At 68.8% G+C, this 13,659-nt stretch carries 11 protein-coding genes and 1 pseudogene; 5 read left to right on the forward strand and 7 right to left on the reverse strand.

All coding sequences use genetic code 11. From position 1 onward, the window contains the following. Positions 1 to 14: 14 nt before the first annotated feature. The gene (locus tag FHX72_RS08390; protein ID WP_183624361.1) at positions 15 to 1,316 is read right to left on the reverse strand and encodes an NAD(P)/FAD-dependent oxidoreductase; all 1,302 of its coding nucleotides are present in this window, start codon (positions 1,314 to 1,316) and stop codon (positions 15 to 17) included. 223 nt (positions 1,317 to 1,539) lie between these two features. On the opposite strand from FHX72_RS08390, the gene FHX72_RS08395 reads away from it, so the two are divergent. The 3 genes from FHX72_RS08395 to FHX72_RS08405 all read left to right on the forward strand — a co-directional run bounded on the left by FHX72_RS08395 (position 1,540) and on the right by FHX72_RS08405 (position 4,330). Then, positions 1,540 to 2,391 (forward strand): ABC transporter permease, encoded by an 852-nt coding sequence (locus FHX72_RS08395; protein ID WP_183624363.1) that lies wholly within the window; start codon positions 1,540 to 1,542, stop codon positions 2,389 to 2,391. A 68-nt stretch (positions 2,392 to 2,459) separates the two neighbouring features. Continuing rightward, complete coding sequence (locus tag FHX72_RS08400; protein ID WP_183624365.1) at positions 2,460 to 3,509, forward strand: ABC transporter substrate-binding protein; 1,050 nt, start codon at positions 2,460 to 2,462, stop codon at positions 3,507 to 3,509. 2 nt (positions 3,510 to 3,511) lie between these two features. Then, positions 3,512 to 4,330: an ABC transporter ATP-binding protein gene (locus FHX72_RS08405; protein WP_221186847.1), complete on the forward strand. Its 819-nt coding sequence runs from the start codon at positions 3,512 to 3,514 to the stop codon at positions 4,328 to 4,330. Positions 4,331 to 4,523: 193 nt separating this feature from the next. Here FHX72_RS08405 and FHX72_RS08410 read toward each other — a convergent pair whose 3' ends face one another. The 4 genes from FHX72_RS08410 to FHX72_RS08425 form a co-directional block, all read right to left on the reverse strand. Beyond that, positions 4,524 to 5,402: a sugar phosphate isomerase/epimerase family protein gene (locus FHX72_RS08410; protein WP_183624369.1), complete on the reverse strand. Its 879-nt coding sequence runs from the start codon at positions 5,400 to 5,402 to the stop codon at positions 4,524 to 4,526. Next, positions 5,399 to 6,604 (reverse strand): DUF993 family protein, encoded by a 1,206-nt coding sequence (locus FHX72_RS08415; RefSeq protein WP_183624371.1) that lies wholly within the window; start codon positions 6,602 to 6,604, stop codon positions 5,399 to 5,401. Before FHX72_RS08415 ends, FHX72_RS08410 begins: the two co-directional genes overlap by 4 nt. Beyond that, positions 6,601 to 7,758 (reverse strand): Gfo/Idh/MocA family protein, encoded by a 1,158-nt coding sequence (locus tag FHX72_RS08420; RefSeq protein WP_068494993.1) that lies wholly within the window; start codon positions 7,756 to 7,758, stop codon positions 6,601 to 6,603. The genes FHX72_RS08415 and FHX72_RS08420 overlap by 4 nt, the downstream gene beginning before the upstream one ends. Before the next feature lie 149 nt (positions 7,759 to 7,907). After that, positions 7,908 to 8,945: a LacI family DNA-binding transcriptional regulator gene (locus FHX72_RS08425; RefSeq protein ID WP_068494995.1), complete on the reverse strand. Its 1,038-nt coding sequence runs from the start codon at positions 8,943 to 8,945 to the stop codon at positions 7,908 to 7,910. A 100-nt stretch (positions 8,946 to 9,045) separates the two neighbouring features. Between FHX72_RS08425 and FHX72_RS08430 the strand changes: the two genes are divergently transcribed. Further along, positions 9,046 to 10,194: a glycerate kinase gene (locus tag FHX72_RS08430; protein WP_183624372.1), complete on the forward strand. Its 1,149-nt coding sequence runs from the start codon at positions 9,046 to 9,048 to the stop codon at positions 10,192 to 10,194. 19 nt (positions 10,195 to 10,213) lie between these two features. Here the strand turns inward: FHX72_RS08430 and FHX72_RS19365 are convergent. Together FHX72_RS19365 and FHX72_RS08440 are read right to left on the reverse strand one after the other, a co-directional pair. Beyond that, a pseudogene (locus FHX72_RS19365) lies at positions 10,214 to 10,330 on the reverse strand (macro domain-containing protein); the annotation flags it as partial. 53 nt (positions 10,331 to 10,383) lie between these two features. Continuing rightward, on the reverse strand, positions 10,384 to 11,628 hold the full coding sequence (locus FHX72_RS08440) for a Fic family protein (RefSeq protein WP_183624374.1): 1,245 nt from the start codon (positions 11,626 to 11,628) through the stop codon (positions 10,384 to 10,386). Positions 11,629 to 11,829: 201 nt separating this feature from the next. Between FHX72_RS08440 and FHX72_RS08445 the strand changes: the two genes are divergently transcribed. Beyond that, complete coding sequence (locus FHX72_RS08445; RefSeq protein WP_183624656.1) at positions 11,830 to 13,440, forward strand: L-lactate permease; 1,611 nt, start codon at positions 11,830 to 11,832, stop codon at positions 13,438 to 13,440. Positions 13,441 to 13,659 lie beyond the last annotated feature (219 nt).

The raw sequence follows: 13,659 nt of genomic DNA on the forward strand, positions 1-13,659 counted from the left end.
GCCCCCGAGCCGGGCTACCGGATGCGTGCGCGCAGCTCCTCCGTCGACGTCACGCCGTCATCGATGACGGTCCTTGCGGCGTCGCGCAGCGCCTCGTCCTCGCCGACGTCCCAGAGCAGCACGCCGACGGGGGCGCCCGATTCGTCGCGGAAGTAGATGACCCGGCTCTCATCCGACTCGCCAGACTCGGGCAGCTCCGCCTCGAGCACCTCGAGTGCCGGGTCGAGGGTTCCCACGGCCTCCCACCGCGTGCCGAACACCATCGAGTAGAAGTACGGCGTGTGCGAGTACGGGTCTGCGGCGCCCGCCATGGAACGGCCGGCGGCCGCCCCCATCTCGGTGGCGTTGTCGACGTGCTCGACGCGCGTCTGCCCAAGCACCGGGTCCGGGTAGACGGCGATATCGCCCGCCGCCCAGATCGACGGGTCGATGGTGCGCAGCAGCTCGTCGACCACGACGCCGCCCTCATCGACGACGAGCCCAGCCTCCTCCGCGAGGTCCACGACCGGCTTCGCGCCGAGCCCGAACACCACGAAGTCCGCTTCCGTCTCGGCGCCGTTGTCGAAGACGACGGTCACCCCAGACGATGACGTCGCGGGGGAGGAACCGCCCCGCTCACCCTCGGCGTCGCCCTCGCTGCCCACAAGCTCATCGGCGCTCTCGTCGAACGGCACCCGAACCTCGGCACGGACCCCGTCGACCCGCCGGCCGGGCACGAGCCCGACCCCGTGCTCGACGAACAGCTCCTGGAACCGCTCGGCGAGCGCGGACGGGAACGTGGATGCGCCGAGCACCTCCTCGGGGAAGACGAGGTCGACTTCGACGTCGTTCTGGGCGAGGGCGGCCGCGATCTCCGTGCCGATGTACCCGCCTCCGACGACGACGCCGTGGGCCCCACCCTCGCTCAGCTCGCGGAGCCAGCGGTAGTCGCTCGCCGAGCGGAAGAACAGGATGCGCGGGCTCTCCGGCACGTCGATCTCGACGGGCTTCGACCCGGTCGCGAGCAGCAGCTTCCCGTAGGTGAGCGTCTCGCCGCCGTCCGTCGTGACGGTCTTCGTCTCCCGATCGATGCCGGTCACGAGCGTGCCCAGGCTGATCTCCGCCCCCGTCGCGTCGCTCGTTCCGAGCGGCGTCTGCTCCCAGGTGAAGTCGGGGTCGACCCAGAGCTTCTTCGAGAGGGCCGGCCTCGCGTACGGTTCGTCGACGTCCGCACTGAGGATACCGATGGTGCCCGTCGTATCCCGTTCCCGGATGCCGCGAGCCGCCGCATCCGCCACCATTCCGCCGCCGATGATCAGGTAGTCGTAAGCGCTCATGCCCTCGAGGCTACGAAGCCAGCTCGGGTGCCTCCTGGGAGTGACGGCCGCGGCCGGGCGTCGTGCGGGTGCTCGACGACCCGGCAGCGAGGAAAGCGCTCCCGGCTTTTCCGACGGTTGTCTCACGGATGAATCCACGTTATGTTGGATCCATCGGGAAAGCGGTTACCACAAGTCTCGCCTTCACCCGAATTCCCTCTTACAACGCTGTAAGGAGCTCCGCATGACGAGCGCAACCACCAACACCCCTGTCATCGGCTCGCCGAGTGACACACCGACGCCCCCGCCCGCGAAGCGACGCTCGATCGCCAAGGGACTCTCCGGCTACACCTACCCGGCCATCTTCCTCATCGTCGCGTTCGCCGCCTGGTGGGCCGTGACGGAGACCGGAACCGTCGCCTCCTACATCCTGCCCTCACCCGCGGACACGCTCGCGGCGTTCACCGACAACCCGCAGTACCTCTGGGACAACACGTGGGTGACGACGGTCGAGACCGTCATCGGCTTCGCGCTCTCCGTCATCCTCGCCGTCGCCGTCGCCGTCATCATGGTCTACTCGCGCACCCTCGAGCGCACCTTCTACCCGCTCATCCTCTTCGCGCAGGTCATCCCCAAGATCGCCATCGCGCCCCTCTTCATCGTGTGGATGGGGTTCGGTCCCGAACCGAAGATCCTCGTCGCCGTGCTCATGGCCTTCTTCCCCATCGTCATCGCCGGCATCAGCGGCCTCCGCACCATCGACCCGGAGATCCTCGAACTCACCAGCACGATGGGAGCGTCACGCTGGAAGACGTTCGTGAAGGTGCGCTTCCCCGCAGCGCTCCCCGAACTCCTCTCCGGCATGAAGGTCGCGGCGACCCTCGCCGTCACGGGCGCCGTCGTCGGCGAGTTCGTCGGCGCGAACGCAGGCCTCGGCTACGTCATCCTGCAGGCCAACGGCAACGTCGATACCGCCATGCTCTTCGCCGCACTCATCATCATGTCGCTCCTCGGCATCCTGCTCTTCGCCGTGATCCTCGTCGCCGAGCGTTTCCTCGTGCCCTGGCACGCCTCGCGCCGCAACCTCGAGAGCTGACTACCCCACGACGCCCTCGCCTCCACCAGCCACCGAACATCCCCAACACCCACAAGGAAAGGCCCCTCATGTCAAAGAAGACAATCCGCACCGGGCTCGTCACCGCCGTCGCCGCCGGCGCGCTGCTCCTCACCGCCTGCTCGGGCAACGCCTCCACTGAACCGGCAGCGGGCGGAGCCGAGGGCGAAGGTGGCCTCACCGACGTCACCCTCATGCTCAACTGGTACCCGTACGGCGAGCACGCTCCCTTCTACTACGGGGTCGAGCAGGGCATCTTCGAGGAGCACGGCATCAATCTCACGATCCAGGCGGGTCAGGGATCGACGAAGACGGCGCAGGCCGTCGGGCAGGGTCAGGTCGACTTCGGCTGGGCCGACACCCCCGCAGTGCTCGCCAACATCGACAAGGGCGTGAGCATCCGCAGCGTCGGCGTCTTCCTCCAGACCACGCCGTCCGCGGTGCAGGTGTTCACCGACTCCGGCATCACGACGCCCGCCGACCTCAAAGGCAAGACCATCGCCACCTCGGCCGGCGACGCACCGACAACCACGTTCCCCCTCTACCTGGAAGCCGCAGGCCTCGAAGAAGGCGATGTCACACAGCAGAACCTCGATGCCGCGGGCAAGATGGCCGCGATGATCAACGAGCAGGTCGACGGACTCATCGGCTTCGCCCACGACCAGGGCCCGACCATCGCCGCGCAGAGCGGCAAGGACGTCACCTACCTGAAGTACTCCGACGTCGGACTGAACTTCTTCAGCAACGGCCTCATCGCCAACACCGACCTCATCGAGAGCGACCCCGACCTCATCGAGAACATGGTCGCCGCCACCTCCGAGGCCTACGCGGCCGCCGTCGAGGCACCGGAAGACGCCGTCGCCGCGATGGACGGCAAGGACCCTCAGATGCCCGCCGCAGAGGTGCTCATCGAGCAGTGGAACAACACCATCCCGCTTCTCACCTCGCCGGACAGCGACGGCAACGCCCCCGGCGTTAACACCACCACCGACTGGGAGGCGACCATCGACGTCCTCTCGACAGCCGGACTCATCGAGGAAGCCAAGCCGGTGGAGGAGTACTTCGACGCGAGCTTCGAACCAGGCGGAGCGGCAGAATGAGCATGACGGTCAACGAGCGCACGGCCCCAGCCTCGGCGGGCGGCCACCAGGACTACCTCCTCGGCATCAACGACGTCGGTATCCGTTTCGAGACCAAGCGGCGCAGCGTGCAGGCCCTGCGCGACGTGGACCTGCACGTCCGAAAGGGCGAGTTCGTCTCCATCGTCGGGCCATCCGGCTGCGGAAAGTCGACGCTCCTCAGGGCGGTCGCTGGCCTCACGGTCCCAAGCGAGGGAACGATCGAGCTGCGCGGCTCCCGCGTCACCTCGCCCCGGCAGGACGTCGGCTTCGTCTTCCAGCGCCCTGCCCTGCTCCCGTGGCGCGACGTGCGCGGCAACATCCTGCTGCAGGCCGAGATGCGGAACCTCGACAAGGCAGCAGCGTCCAAGCGCTGCGACGAGCTCCTCGAGCTCACGAGCCTCACCGACTTCGCGAAGGCCCTCCCGCACGAGCTCTCCGGCGGCATGCAGCAGCGCGTCTCGCTGTGCCGTGCGCTGCTCCACGACCCCGATGTGCTCCTCATGGACGAACCCTTCGGGGCGCTGGATGCGCTCACCAGAGAGCATCTCAACGTCGAGCTCCAGCGCCTCTGGGCGCAGACCGACCTCACGGTGCTCCTCGTGACGCACTCCGTGCCGGAGGCCGTCTACCTCGCGAGCCGGGTCGTCCTCATGGGACCGCGCCCCGGAACCATCATCCAGGAGTTCGACGTCGACCTGCCCCGCGAACGCGCGTACGAGCCGACGCTCGAGGATCCGCGCTTCCACAAGGTCGCCGGTCGCATTCGCGAACTCCTCGGCAGCCCTCTCGGCGGCGACTGACCGCATCCGGCGAAGGTCCACAGCCCGCTCACCGCACGGTGAGCGGGCTTCTTCGCGCGTGGAGGCGGGGGAGACAGTGGTGGGGGAGTCGTCGGTGGGTGAGGCGGCGGTGCTGTGCCGCTCAGTCTGCGCGCGCAGCAGAGCGCCTGCCCCGGTGGGAGGGCAGGCGCTCGGCTCGTGTGGAGTCGGCGGCTCAGCTGCGGACTGGCACCGCGAGGTGGCCGCCGACGTGGGCGCCGAACGCTTCGACGGTGTCGGCGACAGCCTCGTCGAAGTCCTTCGCCCACAGCTCGGCGTTGAACACCTCGACCTCGACGTCGCCCGTGTACCCGGCCTCGCCAACCCACCTCGTGAGCTCGGCGAAGTCGATGACTCCGGCCCCCGGCAGGTGGCGGCTCAGGAGCACGTCTGCCGGCAGGGGAGTGGCCCAGTCGCACACCTGGTAGGAGGCGATGCGTCCGTCCCGTCCCGCTCGAGCGATCTGCTCCTCGGCGTCCGGGTCCCACCAGACGTGGAACGCATCGATGACCACGCCCACGGCGGGGCTGCCGACGCGGTCGGCGAGGTCGAGCGCCTGCTTCAGTGTCGACAGCACGGCCCGGTCGGACGCGTACATCGGATGCAAGGGCTCGAGCACGAGCGTCACGCCTGCCGCCTCGGCCTCTGGCGCGAGTTCGGCGATCGCCTCCTCCAAGCGTCCGCGGGACCCGGCGAGATCGCGACTCCCGTCGGGGATGCCGCCGGCGACGATGATGAGCGACGCCGACGAACCGTCGGCTCCGGCGGCCGCGAGCGTCGCCGCCTCCTCGATGGCCCGGCGGTTGTCGTCGATGGCGGCCCGGCGCTCGGCGCCCTCTGCCATCGTCACGAACCCGCCGCGGCAGTGGCTCGAGAACCGCAGGCCCGAGTCGCCGAGCACGCGCGCCGACTCGGCGAGACCGAGCTCTGCGACCGGCTCACGCCACAGCCCGATGCTCTGCACGCCCTGCCGCACCGTGGCGTCGATGGCCTCGCGCAGCGACGCGTGCTTGATGGTCGCCTGGTTGATCGAAAGGCGTGGATGCGCGCTCATGCTTCGACCCCGTTCAGGCGGAGCATCGCGTTCCAGCGCTCGGCCGCGAGCTCCGGCCGCTCGAGCGCACCCGAGCCGTTCGCGAGCTCGACGATGCGGGAGAGGTGTGGGAGGCTGCGGGCCGCGTGCAGCCCGCCCACCATCTGGAACGCATCCTGGTGACCGTTGAGCCAGCTCAGGAACGCGACGCCCGTCTTGTAGTAGAAGGTCGGCGCCGCGAAGACCTGGCGAGACAGCTCCTGCGTCGGCTCCAGGATGCGCCGGAACTCGGCCGCGTCTCCCGCGTCGAGTGCCTGCACGGCCGCGGATGCGTTCGGAGCGAGCACGCTGAAGGCGCCCAGGAGGGCGTCCGAGTGGATGCCAGCCGCGTCATCCTCGATGAGCTCCACGTAGTTGAAATCGTCACCCGTGAACATCGTGACGCCCTCGGGGAGGCGAGCCCGCACAGCCCGCTCGGCGTCCGCATCCAGCAGGCTCATCTTGATGCCGCTGACCTTGTCCGCGTGCTCCTCGATGAGGGCGATGACGAGGTCGGACGCCTGCTGCCAGGCGTCGGCTCCGAAGTAACCGCGCAGTGCCGGGTCGAACGCCGTGCCCAACCAGTGCAGCACCGCCTTCGAGGTGACGGCGCCGAGCACGCGTGTGTACACGCGCGTGTAGTCGGCCGGCGACTGCGCCGCGCGGGCAAGGTGACGGCTCGCCATGATGACGGGCAGCGCACCCTGCGCCTCGGCGAACTCCAGCTGCTCGAGGTAGGCGCGCTCGATCTCGTCGAGCGTCAGCACCTCCTCGGTGCGGGAGTCGGTGTTGACGCCGACAGCGATCCTGCCGCCCGCGTCCTTCGCTGCCGCCGAGCTGCGGGCGATGAGCTCCCTTGTCGCGGCCGCGTCGAGGCCCATGTTGCGCTGCGCCGTGTCCATGGCGTCGGCGACGCCGAGGCCCCACGACCACAGCTGCCTGCGGTAGTCGAGTGTCGCATCCCAGTCGATGTCGGCAGGCGCGCCAGGTACGTTGTCCGCCGTCGTGCGCGGGATGACGTGCGCGGCGGCGTACAGCTCGCGCGAGCGAAGCCCGCCAGCCGGGCGCTGGAAGGCCGGGGCCTCGAGCAGCTCGACCCGCGACGCCTCGCCCGCAGGAGAGAGCAGCGTGAGACCAGTGCCCGTCGCACTGCGCGGCGCGGCGATGAGCTCGGTGGACGTCACTTCTCGCCCGCCTGCTCTGCCAGCGACACCCGGCGGCCGGAAGCGTTCGACTCGAGGGCGGCCTCCGCGAGCAGCATGCCCTTGGCGCCCGAGCGGAAGTCGTAGTTGTGCTCGCCGTCGTCGAGCACGTAGCGCAGGAACTCGATCCACTGCAGCTTGAAGCCGTTGTCGACAGCGTCGTTCTGCGGCACCTCGATCCAGTCGGCCGAGTAATCGTGGTCGTCGCGCAGATCGGGGTTCCAGGTGGGCTTCGGAGTGACGTTGCGAGGCTGCACCTTCGCGCCGAACAGACCAACCACGGCGCTACCGTGCGTGCCGTCGACGTGGATCTCGACAAGCTCGTCGCGGTTCACCCGCACCGTCCAGCTCGAGTTGAACTGCACGATCGGGCCGTCGGCGAGGTCGAAGATCGCGTAGGCCGCGTCGTCGGCCGTCGCCGTGTAGCTCTTCCCCGCCTCGTCGAAGCGCTCCGGGATGTGCGTGCGCGTCTCGGCGTAGACCGAGGAGATCTCGCCGAAGAGGTTCTCGATGACGTAGTTCCAGTGCGGGAACATGTCGACGACGATGCCGCCGCCGTCTTCCGAGCGGTAGTTCCAGCTCGGGCGCTGCGCGGGCTGCCAGTCGCCCTCGAAGACCCAGTAGCCGAACTCTCCGCGCACCGAGAGAATCTCGCCGAAGAAGCCGCTCTCGATGAGGCGGCGAAGCTTGATGAGCCCGGGCAGGTAGAGCTTGTCGTGCACAACCCCGTTCTTGACGCCGGCGGCCTCTGCCTCCTCCGCGAGTGCTAGCGCATCCGCGTAGCTCTCCGCCGTGGGCTTCTCGGTGTAGATGGCCTTGCCTGCCGCGATGGCCTTGCGGATCGCGGGGACCCGCAGGCGCGTGATGAGGGCGTCGAAGTAGACGGGGAAGTCCTCGTCGGCGAGCGCCACGTCGAGGTCCGTCGTGAACTTCTCGATGTCGTGCTTCGCGGCGAGCTCGCGGAGGCGCTCCTCGTTGCGCGCCACCAGGTAGAGCTCGATGGGTCGGCGCGTGCCGTCGGAAAGCGGAATCCCACCCTCGTCGCGGAGCGCAAGTAGGGAGCGGACGAGGTGCTGGCGGTAACCCATGCGCCCCGTCGCGCCGTTGACGATGATCCCGAGCTTGTCCGTGGTCATATCCATCCTCTCGTCTGAGCCTCGGCATTGAGGCTCAGGCCAGCGTATTGGAAAGCGCTTACCGAAACAAGCGCGAATTGAACGAGCGGATGCGGCGCGGGAGATCGCGGGAACGCGACGCTGAACGCGCGCCTTGCGTCGAGGGTGGGTCAGCCCCGCTGCGGGGTGCTCTCGCGGATGACGACGGCTGTGTTCACAGGGAGGACAACCGGGCCGTCCTTGCCGCGCTCGGCGAGGGCGAGGCGCACCGCGCGGTAGCCCATGTCGCTCAGCGGGGCGACGACGGTCGTGAGGGGAGGGGTGACGTCGCGCACGAGGGCGATGTCGTCGAAGCCCGCGACCGACACGTCGCGGCCAGGCTCCTTCCCGAGGTCCCTGAGCGCGGTGAGCACGCCGGTCGCCATGAGGTCGCTCGTCGCGAAGATGGTGTCGGTGTCCGGGAAGCGTGAGAGCAGGGTGCGCAGGGCCTCGTAGCCGCCGTCGCGCGTGAAGGCGGCCGGGACGATCGCGTCCTCGTGCACTGCGAGGTCTGACTCTGCGAGTCCCGCGCGGAAGCCGTCGACTCGATCCCGGTTCGTGAGCAGGTCGAGGGGGCCGGTGACGATGCCAAACGCTCGCCCGCCTTGCCTGACGAGCTGCCGCGCGAGCTCCTGCGCGCCGTCTCGGTTGCGCAGCTCCACGACGTCGAACGGGGACGGTGCCTGGGCAACGAGGACCACTCGCCCGCCGGAGGCGTCGTACGCGATCAGCTGCTCTTCGAGGGCAGCTTGCTGGGGGTCGTCGAGTCGGCGGGACCCCGTGAGGATGATGGCGCGTGGTCGTTGCCCACGGAGCGTGCGCACGATCTCCAGCTCGCTCGTGACGCTGCGCTCGGCGGCGGCGATCGTCACGATGAGGTTCGCCTCTTCGGCTCCCCGCATGACGCCAGCGGCGATGGCGCTGAAGTAGGGGTCGGCGATGTCGCTCACGACAACCGCGATGGTCGAGGATGCACCTCGCGCGACGGCCTGCGCGCTGAGGTTTGGCGAGTAGCCGAGCCGGTCCGCGGTCTCCTGCACCCGCTTCTTGATCTCCTCGTTCACGCGTCTGCCTGCGCTGCCGTTGATGGCGCGCGAGGCTGTGGCGATCGAGACGCCGGCGGCCTGCGCGACCTCGCCGAGCGTGACGTGGTTTCCGTGTCGACTCACGAGTCTCCTCCCCGGCGCGCGGCGGTGCGCGCCGCCCTGACTACCAGGAGCCTAGCGGGAAACGCTTTCCTCGGTCGCGTCTCGTCGGTAGATTGGGGGCATGCAGCGCCGCACCGTCATCGCACCCGATTCGTTCAAGGGCACCGCCTCCGCGGCTGAGGTCGCCGCGGCGATCAGGCGGGGGTGGCTGCGTGCCAGGCCAGATGACGACTGCGTCGAGGTGCCGATGGCTGACGGCGGCGAGGGTACAACCGCCGCGATTGCGGGGTCCGTTCCCGGCGCGCGGGTTGTCATCGTGCCGGTCGAGGGCCCCGTCGGGGCGCCGGTGGATGCAGAGCTCGTGGAGCTGCCAGACGGCACTTGGGTGGTTGAGCTTGCCGAGACGAGCGGCATCGCGCTCCTCGCCGGGGTCGACCATGACTCGTGTTTCCGTGCGTCGACGATCGGGCTTGGGCAGGCCATCCGGTACGCGGCCGAGCATGGAGCGAGGCGGGTGCTCGTCGGGCTGGGGAGCAGCGCATCCACGGATGGTGGCGCCGGGATGCTGACTGCTCTTGGTGCTCGGTTCCTGGATGCTCACGGTGCCGAGATCCCGCTTGGCAACAGTGGACTGCACGCTCTGGAGAGCGTCGACCTTTCCGGGCTCGTCCGGATTCCTCCTGACGGTCTTGTTGCGCTGACCGACGTCGTGAACCCGCTGTTCGGCGAGCTCGGTGCGGCGGCGGTCTTCGGCCCGCAGAAGGGGGCAGCCCCAGAAGATGTTCCCGTGCTCGAAGCCGGGCTGGCTCGCCTGACCCAGGTGCTCGAGAGGGCGCCAGAGGCGAGTGGCGATGTTCTTGCGCTCGCCGCGGAGCCCGGTTCTGGGGCGGCGGGTGGCACCGGGTTCGGCCTGCTGGCTATCGGTGCGGAGATCTCCGCGGGTGCCGTCGCCGTCGCCGAGGCGGTCGGCCTGCGTGACCTCCTGCGCGGGGCGGACCTCATCATCACGGGAGAGGGCAGCTTCGACGCGCAGTCGGCGGCCGGAAAAGTCCCGTCGCTCGTTCGGAAGCTCGCGCAGGAAGAGGGGGCGCGGTTTAGTGTGATCGCAGGTCGCGTCGGCCTCGAAGCCGAGGAGCGTCAGGCGCTCTCCGCAGCAGGGGTCAGCATTCTCTCGCTGTCCGAGCTCGCGGGGTCGGGGCAGCGGGCAATGGACGAAACGCTCGAATGGCTTGAGGTTGCAGGGGAGCGGATGGCGGCGGAGGTCGCTTAGCGCGCGCTCAGGAGCTCACCGCGCGGTGGATCGCGCCGTCGACGCCGCCGCCGCGCATCCCGGTGTTGGCCGCGTGCACGACCGCGTCGACGCCCTGCTCGGTGATGTCGCCAAGAATTGCCACGATGCGCGTCAAGCGATCAGTCTCGCAGGCAAGGCATCAGAGAGCGAGGGTGGGGAGCACTCACGCTAGCGCTGGCTGCGGCGGATACCCGAGGCGAATTCGTCCAGCGCGTCGAGGACCCCCGAGTGCTGCCAGACCCGTCCTCGACGTCGGCCCGTGCGCTCGGTGAGGACGCCTCGCTCCGTGAGCAGAGACAAGGCGCGATTCGCGGTCACCGCATCAACGGAGAGCATCCGCTGCACGAACGCGGAATCAACGATCGGCTGCCCCACGAGCAGTGGCAGCAGGCGCAGCCCAGTGGCCTGCGGCCGCACACCTGCAAGGAGCTCGCGTGAGCTGTCGAGTTCAGAACGCAACGCATCCACGAGATCCCGGCCAGCCGCCGCCGCGAACCTCGCCGCCTGCGCAAACGTGCGGACGATCGGCGCAGCGTCTCCCTGCCGGAAGGCGCCGAGTGCAGCGAAGTAGAGCTCGAGGTCGGTCAACAGGCCAGCGGAGAGCGGGACGGTCGTGTGCGACACGATTCCGCTCGCGCGAAGCATGACCTGGACCAGGGCGCGGCCCGTTCGCCCGTTGCCGTCGACGAATGGATGGATCGTCTCGAATTGCGCGTGCGCAACAGCGATCTGCAGCAGGGCGGGCATATCAGCGCGGTCGGCGAAGGTGAGCAGGTCATCGAGTGCTGAGGGTACGAGCTCCGGTTGGGGCGCCACGAAGTCGGCCTCTCGCGGGCCGGCGTTGCCTTTTCCGATCCAGACGAGTTCCTTGCGAAGCCAGCCGGCATGCTCCTCCATTCCGCGCTGGTGCGTGAGCAGTTCGCGGTGCATCGTCAGGATCGCGTCGACGGACAGCTGCTCCGTCAGCGCGACCGCCGCCTCCATTGCGCGGACGTTCCCAATGACCGTCTGTGAGTTCGGGGAGGCTCCAGCGCCGATCTCTGCCAGCGCGAGCTGTTTCGCGCTTACCGTCAGGTTCTCGATCTGCGAGCTGGATGCGCTCTCCGTGCGCAGCAGGATCGCCGACATCGGGCCGAGGGCGGCATTTTCTGTGCCCAGGACAAGCGAGGCGTGGCGATCGAAGTCGCTCAAGGCTCGCGTTGCATCCTCGAGGTCTGCCCCGAGCTCGCTCGTGAGCGTGGGTGACCAGGCTGCGAGCTGTGCCGGTACCGCTGACGTGTATGTGCCTGTCTGTCGTCTCACCTCGGAACGGGAAAACAAGCGGGCGTCGGAGGGGCGCCAGCTGTGGCGCGCCGCGCCGACCGCTGGCACGGCTATCACGGGCTCGCTCGTCTTGCTCTCCAGTGTTGCCATGCCTCCACTTTAGTAACACTTATGCCAAGAAGTGTTACTAGGTGGAACTCGTGTTGACACCATTGCCGATGGACGGTCTTGCGCTCACAACGACTTCTGCGTTGCGAAACGCTCGCACCGCGCCGCTCGCGGCCACTACTGTGACCAGCAGAGCCGAACACTTCCCCGCGACGAACGGAGCCTCCCGTGATCATTCAAGAGTTGTGGACGCAGGACACCGACCCGTTCGGGAATCCATGGATCTCGGCGCTCGTCGCCGTGATCCCCATCGCGATCTTCCTCGTCTGCCTCACGGCGCTCAAGATGAAGGGCATCCTCGCCGCGAGCATCGCCGTCGTCGCCGAGATCGTGGTCGCGCTCGTCGCGTTCGGGATGCCGGGCACTGCGGTCGCAGGGTCCGGGTTCCTCGGAATCCTCACGGCCATCTGGCCCATCGCGTACATCATCGTCATGGCCGTGTGGCTGTACCGCCTCGCCGTCGCCAGCGGACGCTTCGACGTGATCCGCGCATCCATCTCAGGTATCTCGCCCGACCAGCGCATCCAGGTGCTGCTCATCAGCTTTGCGTTTGGCGCCTTCCTCGAGGGGGCGGCCGGCTTCGGCGTGCCCATCGCGATCTGCGCCGCCTTGCTCGTGCAGCTCGGCTTCAAGCCCGTGAAAGCCGCCATGCTGTCGCTCGTCGCGAACGTCGCTGCCGGCGCCTACGGTGCCATCGGCATCCCCGTCATCGTCGGCGCGCAGGTCGCAGGCGTCGAGGTGCTCGAGATGTCGCGCATGATGCTGCTGCTTCTGCAGCCGCTGACGTTCCTCGTGCCGTTCCTGCTTGTCATCATCCTCGACGGCTGGCGCGGGCTCCGCGAGACCTGGCCCGCCACGCTCGTGGTGAGTGTCGTCTTCAGCGGAGTGCAGGCCTCCGTCCTCTGGTTCCTCGGGCCTGAGCTCGCCGACCTCGGCTCCGGCCTCACCGCCATGCTCGCCCTCTTCGCCCTCGGCCGCGTGTGGCAGCCGAAGCGAATCTTCCGCGAGGGCGGGGGAGAGGCTCCGGCCGTCGAGCGCCACAGCGTGCGCGAGATCGCCGTCGCCTGGAGCCCCTTCTACATCCTCACCGGCCTCATCCTCGTGTGGAGCATCCCCGCCTTCAAGCAGCTCTTCGCCGCCGACGGCCCGCTCGCGGCGGCCGTCATTAAGTTCCCCATCCCCGGGCTCACGGGACAGATCACGCTCCCGAGCGGTGACCCCGTCGCCAGCACCTGGGACTTCGCGCCCATCAGCGCGACCGGCACGGCCATCCTGCTCGCCGTCATCGTGTCGTTCCTCACGACGTCGAGCCTCAAGGCCGCCGACCTCTGGGGTGAGCTCGTCGCCACCCTCCGCGAACTCTGGCAGGCGCTTCTGCTCATCGCGCTCATCCTCGTGCTCGCGAACATCGCCAACTACTCTGGCGGCTCCGCCAGCATCGGAAGTGCGCTTGCCGCCGTCGGCCCCGTCTTCCCGCTGCTCGCCCCCATCATCGGGTGGCTCGGCGTGTTTCTCACGGGCTCGGTCGTCAACAACAACACCCTCTTCGGGCCCTTGCAGGTCGCGACCGCGGGACGCATCGGAGTCTCGCCCGAGCTGCTCGTCGCCGCGAACACGGCCGGCGGCACGACGGCGAAGGTCATCTCCCCGCAGTCGATCGCGATCGCGGCGGGCGCGGTTGGGCTCTCGGGGCGCGAGGGTGAGATCCTGCGCATCTCCATCGGCTACAGCCTCGGGATGCTTGCCTTCATCTGCGTGTGGAGCTACACGCTCTCGGTGCTGCTCCCGGTGTAGGCGCCGCATCCGCCGCATCCGCCGCTCGCCGCCGCTCGCCGCCGCTCGCCGCCGCTCGCCGCCGCTCGCCGCCGCATCCCTCCGCCCGCTCCAAGAGCGCAGAGTTGTGCCAGTGTGCGGTCCCGGATGCGGGCAACAGCGTTCTGCCACAACTCTGTGCCCGCGAGCCGCCCGCGGGGCGCACGCGGCACCCGCATCCGCTGCTGGCCGGCTGCTTCG

The organism is Pseudoclavibacter helvolus, assembly GCF_014191305.1.
In the GTDB taxonomy this organism is placed as follows: domain Bacteria; phylum Actinomycetota; class Actinomycetes; order Actinomycetales; family Microbacteriaceae; genus Pseudoclavibacter; species Pseudoclavibacter helvolus.

Excerpts from the sequence above, each read along its gene's own strand:
- FHX72_RS08390 (WP_183624361.1), bottom strand. The coding sequence starts at position 1,316 with ATGAGCGCTTACGACTACCTGATCATCGGCGGCGGAATGGTGGCGGAT.
- FHX72_RS08395 (WP_183624363.1), top strand. The coding sequence starts at position 1,540 with ATGACGAGCGCAACCACCAACACCCCTGTCATCGGCTCGCCGAGTGAC.
- FHX72_RS08400 (WP_183624365.1), top strand. The coding sequence starts at position 2,460 with ATGTCAAAGAAGACAATCCGCACCGGGCTCGTCACCGCCGTCGCCGCC.
- FHX72_RS08405 (WP_221186847.1), top strand. The coding sequence starts at position 3,512 with ATGACGGTCAACGAGCGCACGGCCCCAGCCTCGGCGGGCGGCCACCAG.
- FHX72_RS08410 (WP_183624369.1), bottom strand. The coding sequence starts at position 5,402 with ATGAGCGCGCATCCACGCCTTTCGATCAACCAGGCGACCATCAAGCAC.
- FHX72_RS08420 (WP_068494993.1), bottom strand. The coding sequence starts at position 7,758 with ATGACCACGGACAAGCTCGGGATCATCGTCAACGGCGCGACGGGGCGC.
- FHX72_RS08430 (WP_183624372.1), top strand. The coding sequence starts at position 9,046 with ATGCAGCGCCGCACCGTCATCGCACCCGATTCGTTCAAGGGCACCGCC.
- FHX72_RS08440 (WP_183624374.1), bottom strand. The coding sequence starts at position 11,628 with ATGGCAACACTGGAGAGCAAGACGAGCGAGCCCGTGATAGCCGTGCCA.